The organism is Argonema antarcticum A004/B2 (genome assembly GCF_023333585.1).
GTDB classification, from domain to species: domain Bacteria; phylum Cyanobacteriota; class Cyanobacteriia; order Cyanobacteriales; family Aerosakkonemataceae; genus Argonema; species Argonema antarcticum.
The window spans coordinates 74467-92652 of record NZ_JAIQZN010000004.1; the positions used below are offsets into that span (position 1 = coordinate 74467).

The window sequence follows — 18186 nt, forward strand, 5'->3', positions numbered from 1 at the left end:
TTAATTGATTTGGGAGCTTTTTTCATGACTGCTATAATGTCAAATTTTAGGCAAACTGAGGCGCAAACCGCAGACCATGAAATTATCGATGTAACCGAAACGAACTGCTGTATCGTTGGTGGTGGCCCAGCAGGAGTGGTTTTATCGCTTCTCCTAGCGCGTCAGGGTATCCCGGTGATATTGCTGGAAACGCACAAAGATTTCGATCGCGATTTTCGTGGCGATACAGTTCATCCATCAACTATGGAAATCATGGATGAACTTGGTTTAGCAGAACGCTTACTCCAATTACCTCACAGTAAAATTCGCACCCTTACCGTAACCACGCCAAACGGTTCAGTTCAACTCGCTAATTTGGAGCGTTTGAAAACGAAATACCCCTACATTACGATGATGCCCCAAGCGAAATTTCTGGAGTTCATCGTAGAGTCAGCGAAACAATATCCCAACTTTCAATTAGTAATGGGTGCGAACGTCCAGGAATTAATCGAAGAAAATGGAATAATTAAAGGTGTGCGATATCGCGGACACGGCGGTTGGCACGAAGTCAGGGCGCAGCTTACAATAGGTGCAGACGGTCGCCATTCTCGTCTGCGGCAATTAGCTGGTTTTGAAGCAGTGGGAACTTCGCCGCCGATGGATGTGTTGTGGTTCCGCTTACCCCGCTTTTCAGAAGACCCGTCAGGTGGTATGGGTCGCATCGGTAACGGTCACATTTTAGTAATGCTAGAACGCCCTGACCAATGGCAGATAGCTTACGTTATTCCTAAAGGCGGTTATCAAGAAATTCGCGCTGCTGGAATAGAAGCCCTTAGAAAAGCTATTGTTGAGGTAGTGCCAGAATTGAGCGATCGGATCGAAAATCTCAAAGATTGGTCGCAAATTGCCTTTCTCTCCGTCGAATCCAGTCGTCTCCCCCGTTGGTATCTTCCCGGACTACTTTTAATTGGAGATGCTGCACACATCATGTCTCCCGTAGGAGGTGTTGGTATCAACTACGCAGTTCAAGATGCTGTTGTCGCGGCAAATGTACTAAGCGAATCACTCAAGCACAATAGTATTCACATCTGGGATTTAGCAGAGGTGCAACGTCAACGCGAATTGCCAATACGGGTTATCCAAGCATTTCAATCTGTAATTCAGCAGCAAATTTTTGCTCGCGTTCTTAACTCGAATAATTCAAATCAGTCATTGACGCCGCCAGCTTTTCTCCAGTTGCCAATTTTGCGCGACCTCCCAGCGCGGTTAATAGCTTTCGGCATTTGGCCCGTTCATGTGAAAACTTAACTTTTACCGATTATTTGCTAGCAGTGTCTTTTTTAAGGTTGTCAACTTCATGCAGAAGATCGAGGCGCAGTTGAACAAGTGCCTCTACGTCTTCCTGCGTTGCTTGGCGAATGTTTAGCATTGCAATTCGTTAATTAAAAATTGGCGTTGTTGACCTGCTTGATTCGCTTGCCAAACTCTGCCGCCAGTCACATCCAAACAGGTTAGCCAACCGTTTCCGTAAGCCCAAGTATCAATACAAATAGCGTAACCAAGATTTAACGGTAAACCGTTTTCTTGCGTGTCATGTCCGTAAACCATTGTTTTGCCGGAAAAGTGCGGCGATGGCCGATCGCATAATCCCCAAAAGAGTACATATTGGGATTGTTCAGCTAGCGGTAAATCTGGCTCGGCATCTGCGTGTACGAAAAAATGCTTATCAGTTTCGTACCAGTTTACACACTTATTTTCCAGAAATTCCCAGTGGCTGTCGGGGACATCCTGCAAAGAAAGGCGATCGCCAAATCCCGAATAAGAAGCAAGCGTCGCGTCTCCACCGAGATGCAGCCAACCCGATAGCTTCTCACTATAACGAGAGTTCAGCATGAGCTGCTCGTGATTGCCGCGCAGAGCGACAAGTTGCCCCTCATCGTGCAGAGCAATCAATCGGTCGATTACTCCTTTGGAATCCCGGCCATGATCTACGTAGTCGCCGAGAGTGATTATTTTATCATTTTGCTGCGGGTCAACGGCAGCGAGGAGGGAATCTAAGGCGATCGAGCAACCGTGAATGTCACCAATGGCAAGGATACGCATAATCAATTTTAGATTTCAGATTTTAGATTTTAGATTTAATTACAATCTAAAGTCTAAAATTTGAAATTAGGCAATGACTACGTTGATGACTTTTTCTTCTGGTTTTAGCTGAACGATGCGATCGCCCGTTCCATCTTTACCCCAGAACTTCATCTCATCCCCTACTATTCTCACCACCCGCTGCGTATTCGTCACCACCATCACCTCAGCCTTCGGTGCAGCTACTACCATCGCCGCCAAAGCGTCCGACTTACTCGTAAACTGAAGCGCCTGAGTGCCAATATTACCAAGTTGAGCGAGTGGCATAGCGTTCACCGGCAGACGTTTGACATACCCCAATTGAGAAACCAGTAAGAGGCTTTGATTTGGCAAAGTCGTACAAGCGCCAACCACCTGCTCGGAACGTCGCAGCCGCAATGCTTGCAGCCCTTGAGCCGTCCGCCCCATCATCGGCAATTGGTCATCATTTACCTGGAGTCGCAATAGGCGTCCCCCGCTAGTCGCCAAAATCACTTCTTCCTTAGCAGCGATGAGATGAGCGTACAATAATTGGTCATCATCCTTTAGCTTCAAGAGTGTCACACCGCGACGAGTTAAGTTGGCAAATTCTAAAAGTGCCAAACGCTTGATCCGTCCCTGCTGGGTGAATAGCACCAAACTGCCTTTCTCCAAAGCGTCAGGTAACATAAAGTGGGTTGCCAGCGTTTCTGGAGTTTCCTTAGCTCCCGGTAACAAGGTAACGAGAGGCGTTCCCTTACTTCCGCCAGATGTCGGTGGAATGTCGCCAATTTTAACTGGGTAAGCTTTGCCACTGCTAGTTACTACCACCAAATCTGTTTGAGTGGTAGCTGTCTGAGTCTTGACAACAAAGTCATCATTTGCTTTCAAAGATGCAGATTTATTGCCATTTTTTGACAACCGTCGCACATAGCCTTTATGGGTAAATTCTACGATCGCCTCTTCTGGAGCTGGAGAGGTAAAAAGTGAGGGTTGTTGCGTTTCTGCCTTCTGAGTCTTAGATTTTTCTTTCTTCTCCCGCTCTCCCGCTCTCCCGCTCTCCCGCTCTCCCCTTCTCCCCCTCTCCCCCTCTACTGGTGTTCCAGGACTAGCTTTAATCCGAGTGCGACGGGGATCGCCGTACTTGCGTTTGAGCGATCGCAAATCCTTTTTAAGAGTTTTGAGGAACTCGTTGCGATCGCTCAACAACCTCTCCAGCTGACTAATCCGATTTGTCAATTCGTCAAACTCTGTCTGCAACTGCTGCCTTTCCAAACCAGTCAGACGTCGCAGGGGCATTGCCAAAATAGCATCGGATTGGCTAGAGCTAAAATTAAACTGACTCTGGAACGTTAGTTTTGCCGTACTCCCATCTGGCGCATTCCTGAGAACTTCAATCACCGCATCCATCTGCTCCAGCGCCCCGATCAACCCTTCAACCACGTGCAGGCGCTTCTGAGCTTGCGATCGTTCGTAGTTATATTGCCTAGTGAGAGTTTCTTCTCGGAAGCGCAAGAACTCCTGCAATAACTGCCTCAGAGTCAGCTGGCGCGGCTGTCCATCCACCAGCGCTAGCATATTCGCCCCGAAGTTACTGCACAGAGCAGTTTGCTTGTAGAGATCGTCTAAAACCTCTTGGTAGTTGGCATCTCGTTTGATTTCAACTACTACGCGCATCCCTTCGCGATCGCTCTCATCCCGGATATCCGCAATTCCTTCAATTTTTCCATGATTGACCAATTCAGCGATCTTTTCAATCCAGCCCGCCTTATTCACCTGGAAAGGCAACTCTGTAATTACGATCGCCGTCCGGTTTTGAACCTTCGATTTAGAAGACGAGCGACGGCTGATTTCCTCAATCTTAACAACTCCCCGCACAGGAATACTGCCCTTGCTGGTGGTATACGCCTCCCGAATTCCCTCTTTGCCCACGATTTCGCCGCCAGTGGGGAAATCAGGCCCAGGAATCAACTCTAGCAACTTATCTTCTGGCAAGTCAGGATTATCAATGAGGGCAATCAAACCATCCACCACTTCCCCCAAGTTGTGCGGCGGTACATTTGTTGCCATTCCCACAGCAATCCCAGCGCAACCGTTGAGTAATAAAATTGGCAGCTGAGCGGGCAATACGACTGGTTCGGCTTGAGAATTATCAAAGTTGGGGGTAAAGTCAACCGTAGCCTCCCCAATTTCGCTCAGCAACGCCTCATGGCCAATGGGCGCGAGGCGCGTTTCCGTGTAACGCATCGCTGCCGGTGGGTCGTTATCTACCGAACCAAAATTGCCGTGACCGCCGAGTAAGGGATATCGACAGGAAAAATCCTGCACCATCCGCACTAGAGCGTCATAAACCGCCTGGTCGCCGTGGGGGTGATATTTCCCCAGAACATCCCCGACCACGCGGGCACACTTGCGGTAGGGGCGGTCTGGCACCAGCCCTAATTCGTGCATCGCATACAATATGCGGCGGTGAACGGGCTTTAAGCCATCGCGGACATCGGGCAATGCCCTCCCGACTATGACACTCATGGCATATTCAAGATATGACCGTTGCATCTCCGTATGCAGGGCAGTGGTAATAACCTGTCCTGTTGAGAGAAGGTTCAGTTGTTTTGCCATGAGTCCAGATTCCTTATGAGTGCAAAAAAATTAAAGTAGGGGCTAGTGCCGAAGAGCGGAAGTCAAAAGTCAAAAGTCAAAAGTCAAAAATCCTTAGAGTGTCAGGCATTTAACTACTTCTGAACTGGTGGGTTATTTCTGCCGCGCCGCACTCTTAGGCTAGGGGCTAGAGGCTAGGGGCTAGGGGGAAGAGGGGCTAGGGAAAAAAATCCTTCTTTTGACTTTTGACTTTTGACTTTTGACTTTTATAGCCCCTTCTTCCATTTTCACAGTAGTATCAAACGGCAGGAGCCTAGACTGCCTTATTCTGAATCAAGCGAACAGGAAAAAGTTATGAGAACCGTTCTGATTGTGGAAGACGACCCGATTAATTTGCGCGTTTTCTCGAAAATTCTGACCAAGCGAGGCGGTTTGGAGGTCAAGGGTACGGAAGATGTGGAAGAGGTGATGAAAATTGCCCAGTCTGGTAAAGCAGACATTATTTTGATGGATGTTTCCTTGCAACACAGCGTCTACCAGGGTAAGGCGGTTGACGGCATCAAGATCGCGCAGATGCTCAAGTCTGACCCCCAGACTGCCAATCTTCCCATTATTCTGGTCACGGCTCACGCGATGGAGGGCGATCGCGAAAACTTTCTCAAGCAAAGTGGTGCCGATGGCTACATCTCTAAACCAGTGGTGGATCATCAACAGTTTGTGGATCAGATTATGGCACTGCTGCCAAAAGATTAAAAACATAGATACGTCCCATTTGCTGTCTTCAGGAGCCTGTCTCGGTTGCAGCACTCTCTGATTACGATTTTTGTTTTGTCTTGGAGTGGTTGCTACAGGCTTCCTGAGCCAGTGTAATTAGTCGCATTTTCCGATTTTGGATGCACTTAATGTAAAAATGCAAGGATTTTACTCCGAAAGATTCCAGAACAGATCTGTGACTCCAAGGCTCTGGATTCTATTTTTAGCCAAAATCAGACACCAAATAAGGGTTTTAACCGATTCTAACTCCAATTAAGTACATATGTACTACTTTATAGCCGATCGCGGCAAACTCGCCGGAAAGCCAGAGGAAAGTGAAATGGTCTACTCCCTTCCCGGTAGAAGACTATGTATAGTGGGAGGGCGAAGCATTGCGGGATTTATCTTAACTCAAAACCGAAACGTTAATTCCGCAATGCTTCGCCCCTACATAATCTTGTGGCGGGAACGGTGTAATTATTCTTTCTACTGGGAAAAAGCCGCCGAAAAACTGGCGGTTATACCGCTCTTTTCTCTATTTTGGGTAATCCCGCACTCAAACAATGGCCTTTTTCAGACGATATTTTGGCCAGACTAATTCAGGAAATTAAAAAACATAATCCAAAAGCAATTGGATTAGATTTGGATCGCAATCTACCTGTAGAACCTGGTTACGATCGATTAGTAAAGCTATATAGAACTCCTCCTAATTTAATTGGAATTCAAAAAGCGATCGAAGATAAATTTAGCTCCCAGATTCCTCCTTCTCCGGTTCTCGCTCGCGAGTGCCTAGCGCTCTGGCAGGGAGCGATACAGCCGAGAATGCTCAGACTACCCATTAATTTAAAATTAACAATCGAACTGTTACTTAGAGAACATCAAGGGGGAAATCTAAATAATAAGATAGATTTTGAAGCTCTAATACGAAGGTGAGAGCGGCTGGTAATAACGCTCGCAAGCACTATTTCATTTCAATCCCTGATAGGGATTAGCACTTTGTCGCCCCCCAACAATTTAATATAATAACACATCTAGCTGGAACCGGGCGTACTTCGCTCAAGTGAAAACCGCTATAACCCAGAGGAATTTAGAGTCGTCCGCACTGGCAATCAGGAGCAACTGCGTTTCCAACAAATTTTAGGTGAAATTAATTAATGTCACGAGAAACCCAAACGGAGTCCTGGAACGGCTACCGCTCGGAACAAAATCAGCCTTCCCTGGGTGGGAAACACAATCTGCGATCGCTCATGCGCCTCCCCCGAAGCCTAAGCTATCTAGAAACCTGGGGTTTTGGTATGACGGGTCATATCGGATGGTTCAGCACCGCACCGGCAATGCTGGCAGCACTGGGATCATCATATATCTGGGTGTGGATGCCTTGCGCCCTAGTCGGCATGATGCTGAACCTACAGGTGAAACGCTTAGGCGAATATTGGCCAGACATAGTAGGAGGAACCCCCAATTACACCACCAAGCTACTGAAGAAATATCCAGTTTTGGGACGGTATGCAGCGATCGCGTACTTCTTCACCTGGATGGCAGCACCGCCAGTTAATGGTATCGTCATCGCACAACTGATTAAAGGCAACCTCGAAACATTAGGGATTTACTGTCCACAGACACCGCTGACAATTGGCTTCACCGCCATCGGGTTTATTGTCGCCTTAAGTGGCTCCCGCGCTTTGGGAATCCTGCATTTATGTTTTATTGTCCCTGCAATTGGTTTCCTACTGGCCTTTGGCGTGCAAGGTTTGGGTTGGTTAGTCTTCTCTGCCGACAGCCCCGGCTTTTTCCCCTCCAGTTCGCCGCCTCTATCCTTTGTAGACTGGGCAAAATGGTACTTCTTCGCCACCTACGCCGTCTATGCCTGCGAAACCACATCCTCCTTTGTTGCCGAAAGCAAGGACTCCACTAAAACGTTGCAGTTTCTCAAAATTGCTGCCTTGCTAATTCCGGCAGTATATGTAGGCAACTCCTGGGTGCTAGTGCGTTTGACTAATTCGACATCCACTAGCGGCGATGCCTTCTTGAATCTGGTAGAAGCCTCCACACCCTTCTGGGGTCAGTCAGCCTCGGTTTTCGTAACTTTCCTACTCGTTTCTGGCGGACTTCTCAGTTGCGCCACAGCGGTTTCCAACTGTCCGCGCATACTGTATCAACTCGCTAAAGACGGACATCTGTCCCCCACCTTCGCTGTTGTATCTCCGCGAGGGGTTTTCGGCCCTGGTCTATTATTTGGGCTCGCACTTAGTCTGATTTGTCTGATTTGGGGAGATATAGCCCGGATCGTCGTGGTAACGGGTACTGGCTATCTGGTGTCGATTATGACAGTCCACCTTGGATTGTGGCTGAATCGGGGCAGATCGGAAGTGCGGTGGTCTTGGCTGTCGGGAGGCTTTTTGCTGGTGGAAGCCTCTGTATTGCTTGTTGGAGGTTGGGCTTGGGGTTGGCAAGATGTGCTGATTGGTGCGCTATTTCCTCTTCTGATTTTAGGGGTGGATGCAGCGATGCGGCGCATTCAATTTGCACCATTTCATGCTGCGTGGTGGATTAAGCGCTACCGACAAAAGCCTAAGAATCCGATTAAAGATTTTGTGGCGCTACAGGTGTTTGTTCTGATTTTTCTGGTTTGTAGTGCAGTGGCGATCGGCTGGATTTTTGGTCTTAAATTAAATGCGATCGCCAATGTTAACTCAAATTTATTGTTAGTGCTAATCCAGGTTGTGGCATTTATCGGGGTGGCGATCGCCTGCTACACAAGTTTACCCCAAGTTGTCGCAATGGACGAAGCACGGGAGGCAGCCGAACAGCTATTTGTTGTTGCCATAGACGCTATTGTAGTGCTGGATGAAACCGGAGTAATAAAGCAAACTAACCCCGCTGCTGAGTCTCTGTTTGGAGTCAAAACTAAGCTAATTGGTCATCACCTGAACCAATTATTACCCGGATTAGCAAATCAGCCAGAACAATGGCTCAGTCGCAGCGAACAAACTCTGAATCAGCAGGGGTCAACAGAACGCATTCTTGAAGTTGCCATCTCAGACCGATTCTCTCTAAATGCTTCGCAAACTAATCGGGATTTGCAAGAATATGTTGTAATTTTGCGCGACATTACCGATCGCAAGCAAGCCCAGGAAGCGCTGGAAAAAGCCAATGAACAACTAGAAATCAAAGTTTCAGAGCGTACATCTGAACTTACCCATACTGTTGAGCAATTGCAGGTAGAGATTCAAGAGCGCCAGCGCGTAGAAGAGAATCTCAGAGCCATGCAAAATCAGATTATTGTGCAAGAAAAGCTGGCTTCTCTGGGAAGTTTAACCGCCGGGATTGCCCACGAAATTAGAAATCCCTTAAACTTTGTCAACAACTTTTCAGAGCTTTCTAATGAATTATTACAAGAACTGTTTGAAGAACTGGAAAATCAAACAGAGCGGTTAGAACCAGAAACCAGTGAGTATATAGTCGAACTGTTCAATGACCTCAAAGGCAATCTTCAAAAAATCAATCATCATGGTCAAAGAGCGGATAGAATAGTTAGCAATATGTTGTTGCATTCTCGTGGAGAACGCGGAGAATGGCAGTCAACAAACCTCAACAATTTACTTTCAGAATATGTCAACCTAGCTTATCATGGAATGCGAGCTAAAGAGCCGGCGTTTAACGTCACTATAGAAACAGATTATGACGATTCTATTGGCGAAATAGAAGTGGTATCCCAAGACATGAGCCGGGTTTTCCTTAACCTAATCAACAACGCTTGCTATTCCTCTCATCAAAAAAGATTAGAAATCGGCTCAGATTTTTCACCTCTACTTTATGTACAGACTAAAAATCTGGGCGAGCGCGTTAAAATCCGCATTCGCGATAACGGTTTTGGGATGACCACAGAGGTGCTAGATAAAATTTTCAATCCTTTTTTTACGACAAAGCCTGCTGGGGAAGGTACAGGTCTTGGTCTATCTATCAGTCACGATATTATTGTCCAACAACATAGAGGAGAAATCAAAGTGGAAACTGAAGTAGGAAGTTTTGCAGAGTTTATTATTCTCTTACCCAAAAAGATAAATAGTATGGGAGGTTAAAAATGAAAGTAATGGTTGTAGACGATGAAGAGGATATCCAATCTCTGTTCAAGCAAAAATTCAGAAGAGAGATCAAAGAAGGTAAAGTTGAATTTTATTTTGCCCTTTCCGCAGAGGCAGCCTTAAACTATCTACAAAATAAAGAAACCTCTGTTGTACTGATTCTCTCGGATATTAATATGCCAGGGATGAATGGATTAGAACTTCTCAAAATCATCAAAGAGAATTATGTTGATATCAAAGTATTTATGATTACCGCTTACGCAGACGAACGGAACTATCGGACAGCGATCGAATATGGGGCTGATGACTATATTAACAAGCCTGTCAACTTTGAAGAGTTAAAAGCAAAAGTATTTAGCTAAAAAGTAAGTATTAAACAGCTAAATTAGGAGAGAAATATGCGAGCTAAAATTTTATTAGTAGATGATGAGCCTGCCATAGAAAGTCTAATGATTCAGAAATTTATAAAAAACGTCCGCGCCCAGGAATAAGCTGCTACGCATTTAATTTGTATGTTTAGCGGGAGTGGGAGAGTGGGGGAGTGGGGGAGTGGGAGAGGAATTGAAGGTTTGATTGCCGGATTAGAAATATCCGAATTAGATGCGTGTTAGCTTACGAGTTTATAGCGCTACGCGCTGGTATAGTTACAGATTAGAATAGAGTACACTCAACTATACAGAGGTTCAATTCCGTATTTGTAAATACGCCAGCGCGTAGCGCTATATTTTTGATCGTAATGGCGTAGAAGCACTGGAAAAATTGCAACCTGAACCTATTCCAGTAGGCTTATCTTGCTTTTTACGGCAATCAGTAATAATATAAGCTATAAGAAGATGTGGAAAATAGGTCAGTATAACAATACCCTCGCCATTTCATCTTAGGTTGGGTTTCGTACCTCTTTTTGTAACGTAAATAGCAACTTGGGATAATAATATAAGCTATAAGAAAAGACGGAAAATAAGTGAGTATAAATTATCTAAATTAGGATTCAGGATATGACAGCGAAAATACTGATTGTGGATGATGAGCCCGACTTAGAATCCTTAGTGTGCCAAAAATTTAGAAAAAAGCTTCGCCAAGAAGAATTAGAACTTATTTTTGCCCGTAACGGCGTAGAAGCACTAGAAAAATTGCAACTCTGTCCAGATATAGACATGGTGCTGACTGACATTAATATGCCAGTTATGGATGGGCTAACTTTGCTAGATAAACTTAATCATATATCTCCCACAATCAAAACAGTGGTTCTGTCCGCTTATGGCGACATAGCAAATATCAGAAAGGCGATGAACTGCGGGGCTTTTGACTTTTTGACCAAGCCGATAGATTTTAAGGATTTAGAAATTACCATTAACAAAACACTTTCAGAGGTACAAAAGCTAAGAGAAAACCGGCGCGATCGCCAAGAAAAAGAGGAGGCGTTGCAGCGATCGGAAGCTAGTGCTAGAGAACACGCAACCAAACTCGAACTTGCTTTACAAGAATTGCACCGAACCCAAGCTCAGTTGATCCAAACTGAAAAAATGTCCAGCCTCGGTCAGCTTGTAGCCGGTGTAGCGCACGAGATCAACAATCCTGTCAATTTTATCTACGGGAACCTGGATCACGTCAGCGAGTACAATCAGACTCTCCTTGATTTAATTAACTTGTACCAGCAGTGCTATCCCAACCCTGACCCTGAAATCCAAACTTTGATTCAAGATAGCGACCTTGAGTTTCTGAGCGAAGATTTACCTAAAATCCTGTCTTCGATGAAAGTTGGTGCTGAACGCATTCGTCAAATTGTGCTGACTTTGCGTAATTTCTCGCGAGTTGACGAATCTGAGATGAAGCGGGTTAACATTCACGATGGGATCGATAGCACGCTCGTAATTTTGCAGAATCGTCTCAAAGGAAGAGCGGATCGTCCTGCTATTGAAATTATCAAAGAATATGAGGAACTGCCCTTGATCGAATGTTATGCTGGACAACTCAATCAGGTGTTTATGAACCTGCTGAGTAATGCCATTGATGCGGTTTTGGAACAAAAGAAAGAAACAGCACTTTCTCAACTCTCACCTTGTATTTGGATTCGTACTTCTGTCTTGAACCGGGATTTGGTGAGAATCAGTATAAAAGATAATGGGCTAGGAATGTCCGGTGGCGTAAAAGCGCAATTATTTAACCCCTTCTTTACAACTAAGCCAGTGGGCAAAGGTACTGGTTTGGGATTAGCTATTAGTTATCAGATTATTGTGGAAAAACACGGCGGACAGATGCAGTGTGTCTCTAAACCGGGAGAGGGAGCAGAATTCTCGATCGATATTCCGATCTGGCAAAGCGATCTAGCACAGCTGAAGGTAAGTAAACGATCGGATAGATTTATAGCCGAATGCTCACAACCCTAGCCAATTACAATTATGTATAAATAGATACTTAATTTTAAGATATTATTATAAATAGTATATCTCAATAATTAATTATTTCTCAAACTGGTGAAGGAACTGAGTTTTTAATTGAGATTCCTATTCGACAGAGGGAAGAGGAACTAGGGGAATTTTAGATTTTAGATTTCAAATTTGAAATCTAAAATCTAAAATTTTTCATCTGTTAGGGAGCGGATTGAGTTCGATCGGGTTGACTTTGAGTTTGAGCCAAGGTTGCTTTAATTCTGGGGGTTTCTAAAAGTTTTTGCGTGTCTTTTAGGAGACGATCGCCCCAAAGATTATCCTTTAAAAACTCCACATCCGCGTAGCGATCGTCCTTGCGGATAGCTGCTTCTCCCATTGCTAAGCCTTGTTCCCGATCGCCTTTAGTATAAAGTGCGGCGGCTATGGCTAATGTTGGTTCTGCGGCATCCTTTTCAATAGCTAAGGCTGCTTGCCACTGTTTAATAGCTCCTTCCACATCGCCCTGTTCGTATTTTATCAGTCCGACGTTGTTAATCGCGGGCCAGAATTTGCCATCAGTCGCCACTGCTTTTTGGTACTGGGCGATCGCATCGGGAAACTTCTTTAAGCGGTAATAGGCATTGCCCAAATCGAATAAAGCCTCTGGGGAATTGGGTTTGAGCTTTAAGCCTTCTTGCAAAGAAGCGATCGCATCCGAGTACTTCTGTTGTTGAAAATAGGCTGAACCCATAGCGAACAAAATCGACGGTTCATCCGGTTTAAGCGACCTTGCCTGTTTTAAAGCTGCAATTCCTTTATCTGCTTCATTCGTTTGCAAATACAAGCCTCCTAAGAGGAACCAGGCTTGATAATTTTTCGGAGCCAGCTGGGTTGCCAGCCTTGCTCGCGACAAAGCTACCTCATATTGTTGGAATTGCGCCAATTGAGCAGCTTCTTGTGCCAGACTCACGCCCTGCTGCTCTAGCTGAGCAGAATCGAGTTGCAGCGTGTGCGGTACGAGTGCCTGTCCAGAAACTGGCCCAGCAGCACTCAACATACCGAATATAACCAGAAAATAAAACCAGGGTTTGCGATTTGTAGGCACAGTATAGCCTCTAAGTCCAGAAGATATCTTAAATTTACTTCAACCTTACTCCATTCCATCGTGGCGGACAAGTTTAGCCGATCGCAAGCTTTCTGGAGTACTGGGTCCAAAGGGCCAAGTCCTGATTGAGCATTTTTCTTTTGGATTGAAGATTGTAGAACTCCAGTATCAATGATGCCAACCGATACCCAACTGGTGATGCCTCTACTATCACCACATCGCTAGTATTAAGAAAGATGAAGCACTTAGTATATCAGTAGGCAAATTTATTGGGCCTAGCGCATATAAAAGTGCTGAGTGCTGAGTGCTGAGTGCTGAGTGAGTAATGAGTGGTGAGTAATGAGTAATGAGTGCTGAGTGCTGAGTACAAACGCTTTGAGCGGTCAATACTGTCCTGACATATCTGACTCTGGCTATATTTTCTAATCGGAGACTAGACGGCTTCTGGCGATCGGGTGACCCCCACTGGCGACAGGCCGGTCTTTAACCTTAGAGTTGCAAAACTAAGAATATGCAAATTCCATTGATTGGCAAAAAAGTTGACCAGCGGACTTCCTGGATCGTAGGATTGATAGCTGCGACGCTTTTGACTGCCTCCGGTAGCACATACTTATACCTAAATCGGGCAACACCAAAACAGTCAGACATTGCCGATCTGACCGTACCTGTTGAATCAAAAAACCTCACTCTCCGCATTACCGCCAGCGGTTCGGTAGTGCCAATTCAGACCGTTAACCTCAGTCCTAAAACAACTGGGCGTCTAGCCGAGTTGCGCGTAGAACAGGGAGACAAAGTAAAGCAAGGCCAAATTGTCGCTCGCATGGATGACGAGGATATCCAGGCTCAGATAGTGCAAGCTAAAGCTAAATTGGAGCAAGCCAAAGCTAACTTAGCCAAAGTACGTGCGGGAAATCGCCCGGAAGAGATTGCACAAACCAGAGCGCGTCTGAGCCAATCTGAAGCCCAACTAGCCGAGGCACGTGCGGGGAGTCGTCCCGAAGAGATTGCACAAGCCAGAGCGCGTCTAGCCCAAAGTGAAGCCCAACTAGCAGCCGCCCGTGCGGGGAGTCGTCCCGAAGAGATTGCACAAGCGAGATCTCGTCTAGCCCAAAGTGAAGCCCAACTAGCAGCCGCCCGTGCGGGGAGTCGTCCCGAAGAGATTGCACAAGCGAGATCTCGTCTAGCCCAAGTCGAAGCCCAGCTGGCGTCGGTGCAAAGTGCTAATCCGCAACAAATTGCAGCAGCCAAAGCTCAAGTAGAATCAGCCCAAGCACGGGTGGACTTGGCGAGGGAACGGGTTAATCGCTATCAGAGTTTGCAAAAGCAGGGCGCAATTGCTCGCGATCGCTTGGATGAAGTCCTAACAGACTTCCGCACGACTACAGCGTCGCTGGATGAAGCCGAACGTCGTTTGGCGCAAGTCCAGAATGGCACTTCTCCAGCGGAAATTAACCAGCGACAAGCAGCTGTGGCAGAAGCGCGGCAAGCATTACAGCTGATGCAGAATGGCACGCGCAGAGAGGAAATTACCCAGCGAGAAGCAGCTGTTAGAGAAGCGCGACAAGCATTACAGCTGATGCAGAATGGCACGCGCAGTGAGGAAATTACCCAGCGAGAAGCAGCTGTTAGAGAAGCGCAACAAGCATTACAGCTGATGCAGAATGGTTCCCGCAGTGAGGAAATTGCCCAGCGAGAAGCGACTGTCAGAGAAGCCCAACAAGCCTTACAGCTGATGCAGAATGGCTCCCGCGTGGAGGATATCGCCCAAGCAGAAGCAAGCGTTAGAGAAGCTGTGGGTCGGTTGCAACAGGTTCAAGTCCAGCTGGAAGATACCATTATTCGAGCCCCCTTAGATGGTGTTGTAACGCAGAAATATGCCAATGTGGGCGCTTTCGTGACACCTACTACGTCGGGTTCAAATACCGCTTCGGCGACTTCCACTTCTATTGTCGCGATCGCAAAAGGTTTGGAAGTTCTGGCGAAAGTCCCGGAAGTGGATATCGGACAAATTAAAAAGGAACAGCCTGTTGAAATTGTGGCAGACGCCTATTCAGATACGGTGTTTAAGGGTCGCGTGCGCCTGATTGCGCCGGAAGCTGTACTCGATCAAAACGTCACATCTTTCCAGGTCCGTGTCGCTCTTGATACCGGACTTGACGAGTTGCGTTCTGGGATGAACGTGGATATGACGTTTTTGGGCAACGAGGTGAAAGGTGCCTTAATGGTGCCAACAGTGGCGATCGTCACCGAAAAGGGACAGACTGGTGTGAAAGTACCGGGTGAGTCGAAAAAATGCGAGTTTCGCGCTGTGACGATCGGGCCGACGATCGAAGACCAAACTCAGGTTCTGGATGGATTAAAAGAAAGCGATCGCGTCTTTGTTGAGTTGCCCAAAGAATGCCAACCAAAACCGGAAAGCTAGAAAAGTCAAAAGTCAAAAGTCAAAAGTCAAAAAGGGGGGAGTGGGAGAGTGGGAGAGTGGGAGAGTGGGAGAGTGGGAGAGTGGGAGAGTGGGAGAGTGGGAGAGAGAATGACAACTGACAACTGACAACTGACAACTGACAACTGACAACTGACAACTGACAACTGACAACTGACAACTGACCACTGACAACTGACCACTGACAACTGACAACTGACCACTGACAACTGACAACTGACCACTGACCACTGACCACTGACCACTGACCACTGACCACTGACCACTGACAACTGACAACTGACAACTGACAACTGACCACTGACCACTGACCAATCCCAAATCGAAAGATGGATATTTTAGAAAGCATTAAAATGGCTACCACAACATTGGTAGCTAACAAACTCCGTAGCAGCCTCACCATGTTGGGCATTATCATTGGCAATGCCTCAGTGATTGCAATGGTAGGAATTGGACAGGGTGCCCAGAAGTTGGCTTCCGAACAGTTTGAGTCTCTTGGCCCTAACGTTTTGTTTATCATTCCAGGCAATCAGAATGCTCAAAGGAACCGGGATGTTCCAAAGACTCTGGTGCTAGAAGATTCAGAAGCGATCGTCCGTCAAGTACCTTCCGTCGGCGGGGTGGCACCTCAAATCCAAACCCGACAATCTGTTACTTACAGCAACAAAAATACCAATACACAGATTATGGGTGTGACGCCAGAGTTTCTGCCAGTACGCAGCTTTAATGTTGCTAAAGGACGATTTTTTAGCAACCAAGATGTGAAGGGAAATACCCAGGTGGCTATTTTGGGGCCAGATGTAGTCAAAAAACTCTTTGGCAACAGCGACGCGATCGGCGAACGGGTAAGAATCAAAAATATTAGTTTTTTAGTTATCGGGGTGATGGAATCAAAAGGATCTTTCCTGGGAAGTAACCAGGATGATACTGTTTATATACCGCTGACAACAGCGGCTAACCGCATTATCGGGCGGACTTCTCCCTATGGTTTAGAAGTATCGTTTATCTCGGTTTCAGCTAAAGATGCAAATAGCATTGGGGCGGCTCAATTTCAAATATCTAACCTGCTGCGTCTGCGTCACAAAATTACTACTGAGGATGATTTTACTGTCCGAACTCAGAAGGATGTTCTGACGATTGTCGGCACTATTAGTGGGGCGCTGACGTTGATGCTGGCTGCGATCGCAGGTATCTCGCTATTTGTGGGTGGTATTGGCGTTATGAATATTATGCTCGTCTCCGTTACCGAACGCACCCAGGAGATTGGATTGCGTAAGGCAATTGGCGCTACTCAGCAAGATATCCTCATTCAGTTTATGATTGAGGCAATCATTTTGTCGGCTGCTGGTGGCATACTCGGCACTTTTATTGGCGTCGGCGGTATCATGTTAGTGGGTGCCGTGACTCCTTTGAAGGCAGGTATTTCGCCAGTTGCGATCGCTATTGCTGTGGGCGTTTCTGGTGGTATCGGTCTATTCTTTGGTGTTGTGCCAGCACGACGCGCTGCTCAACTCGATCCAATTGTCGCTTTGAGAAGCGCGTGAAGGGGAATTTAAAATTTAAGATGGCAAATTTCAAATCATTCAAATTTATTAAATTTGGAATCTTAAATTTTCAATGGTCTTTTATTCCTAATTTGATTGTTAAACATTAAAAATGCAAAACCAACTCAGCACGGCATCCGAAGCACTCAGCACTGAATTTAAACAAGTAATTATTCGCCTGGAAAACATTTCCAAAGTCTATGGCATGGGCGAAACTCTAGTTCATGCGATTCGGGATGCCAGTCTAACGGTGGAACAAGGCGAGTATTGCTCTATTATGGGGGCGTCTGGATCGGGTAAGTCTTCTGTTATGAATATTATCGGCTGTCTCGATCGGCCCACCAGCGGTCACTATTACCTCGATCGCGTGGATGTGTCGCAACTGGGAGACTCCGAGTTAGCCCGCATTCGCAATATCAAGTTGGGATTTGTGTTCCAACAATTTCACCTCTTGGCGCAGTTGAGTGCTGTGGAAAATGTCATGCTACCGATGGTGTATGCGGGTGTTAAACCTGGGGAAAGACGCGATCGCGCTGTGGAAGCACTCACAAAGGTAGGATTAGCCAACAGACTCAACAATAAGCCAAATCAACTTTCTGGGGGACAGCAGCAACGGGTAGCGATCGCGCGTGCGATCGTCAACCGCCCCGTCTTACTATTAGCAGATGAACCAACAGGTGCTTTGGATTCCAAAACAACCCAGGAAGTAATGGACATCTTTACAGAATTCAATGAAAGCGGTATTACTATTGTGATGGTGACTCACGAACCCGATGTAGCGCGTCAAACTCGTCGCATCGTTTGGTTCCGCGATGGCGAGGTTTTGCACTCCCATTTGAAGCCAGAGGATATTAACCAACTTGCCGTATCTTGAATATTTTGCATTGCACATTTCGTTACTTTTATAACAAAATAACAGCAATATATAGAAAATCGATTCAGTAATCAGAATTGTGGGTAGAGGATGCGATCGCTCAGAAGACCGTGACTTTTTTTTGCGATCGTATATTTTCGGATACCACTCGATCGGTGTTATAGCAACCGCTCTCGTCGGTTAGGGCAACTCCAACTCTTACTTCTTTTCCAAATCCCTTACGGAGTAACCTTTTCCCTCTCCCCTCTCTCCTCAACGCTCGCCCCTAGCCCCTAGCCCCTAGCTATAATACAGCCGCAGTGCTAGAGCTTCACCGAACACCGATTCAGCAATCAAAAA

The 18186-nt window shown here is 46.3% G+C and carries 13 protein-coding genes; 9 read left to right on the forward strand and 4 right to left on the reverse strand.

Features of this window, described 5'->3' with window-relative positions; all coding sequences use genetic code 11:
- Positions 1-24: 24 nt before the first annotated feature.
- Entirely contained in the window at positions 25-1287 is a 1263-nt protein-coding gene (locus LAY57_RS02800) for an FAD-dependent oxidoreductase (RefSeq protein WP_249064769.1), read from the forward strand.
- A 114-nt stretch (positions 1288-1401) separates the two neighbouring features.
- Here LAY57_RS02800 and LAY57_RS02805 read toward each other — a convergent pair whose 3' ends face one another.
- Positions 1402-2082, reverse strand: a complete 681-nt coding sequence (locus LAY57_RS02805) for a metallophosphoesterase family protein (protein WP_249064770.1) — start codon at positions 2080-2082, stop codon at positions 1402-1404.
- Positions 2083-2148: 66 nt separating this feature from the next.
- On the reverse strand, positions 2149-4698 hold the full coding sequence (locus tag LAY57_RS02810) for a DNA gyrase/topoisomerase IV subunit A (RefSeq protein WP_249064771.1): 2550 nt from the start codon (positions 4696-4698) through the stop codon (positions 2149-2151).
- A 333-nt stretch (positions 4699-5031) separates the two neighbouring features.
- On the opposite strand from LAY57_RS02810, the gene LAY57_RS02815 reads away from it, so the two are divergent.
- The 5 genes from LAY57_RS02815 (at position 5032) to LAY57_RS02835 (ending at position 11902) form a co-directional block, all read left to right on the forward strand.
- Positions 5032-5430 (forward strand): response regulator, encoded by a 399-nt coding sequence (locus LAY57_RS02815; RefSeq protein WP_249064772.1) that lies wholly within the window; start codon positions 5032-5034, stop codon positions 5428-5430.
- 540 nt (positions 5431-5970) lie between these two features.
- Positions 5971-6363, forward strand: a complete 393-nt coding sequence (locus LAY57_RS02820; protein ID WP_275993529.1) for a CHASE2 domain-containing protein — start codon at positions 5971-5973, stop codon at positions 6361-6363.
- Positions 6364-6584: 221 nt separating this feature from the next.
- Positions 6585-9512: an ATP-binding protein gene (locus LAY57_RS02825; protein WP_249064774.1), complete on the forward strand. Its 2928-nt coding sequence runs from the start codon at positions 6585-6587 to the stop codon at positions 9510-9512.
- 2 nt (positions 9513-9514) lie between these two features.
- On the forward strand, positions 9515-9877 hold the full coding sequence (locus LAY57_RS02830; RefSeq protein ID WP_249064775.1) for a response regulator: 363 nt from the start codon (positions 9515-9517) through the stop codon (positions 9875-9877).
- 633 nt (positions 9878-10510) lie between these two features.
- Positions 10511-11902 carry a response regulator gene (locus LAY57_RS02835; RefSeq protein ID WP_249064776.1) on the forward strand — a complete coding sequence of 464 codons (1392 nt, stop codon included), beginning with the start codon at positions 10511-10513 and terminating at the stop codon, positions 11900-11902.
- A gap of 202 nt (positions 11903-12104) precedes the next feature.
- Here the strand turns inward: LAY57_RS02835 and LAY57_RS02840 are convergent, their stop codons facing one another.
- Entirely contained in the window at positions 12105-12941 is an 837-nt protein-coding gene (locus LAY57_RS02840) for a tetratricopeptide repeat protein (protein WP_249064839.1), read from the reverse strand.
- A 559-nt stretch (positions 12942-13500) separates the two neighbouring features.
- On the opposite strand from LAY57_RS02840, the gene LAY57_RS02845 reads away from it, so the two are divergent.
- Positions 13501-15411: an HlyD family efflux transporter periplasmic adaptor subunit gene (locus LAY57_RS02845; RefSeq protein ID WP_249064777.1), complete on the forward strand. Its 1911-nt coding sequence runs from the start codon at positions 13501-13503 to the stop codon at positions 15409-15411.
- Positions 15412-15423: 12 nt separating this feature from the next.
- Here the strand turns inward: LAY57_RS02845 and LAY57_RS02850 are convergent, their stop codons facing one another.
- Entirely contained in the window at positions 15424-15681 is a 258-nt protein-coding gene (locus LAY57_RS02850) for a hypothetical protein (protein ID WP_338022345.1), read from the reverse strand.
- Between the two features lie 77 nt (positions 15682-15758).
- Between LAY57_RS02850 and LAY57_RS02855 the strand changes: the two genes are divergently transcribed.
- Together LAY57_RS02855 and LAY57_RS02860 are read left to right on the forward strand one after the other, a co-directional pair.
- The gene (locus tag LAY57_RS02855) at positions 15759-16973 is read left to right on the forward strand and encodes an ABC transporter permease (protein ID WP_249064779.1); all 1215 of its coding nucleotides are present in this window, start codon (positions 15759-15761) and stop codon (positions 16971-16973) included.
- 112 nt (positions 16974-17085) lie between these two features.
- On the forward strand, positions 17086-17847 hold the full coding sequence (locus tag LAY57_RS02860; protein WP_275993533.1) for an ABC transporter ATP-binding protein: 762 nt from the start codon (positions 17086-17088) through the stop codon (positions 17845-17847).
- Positions 17848-18186 lie beyond the last annotated feature (339 nt).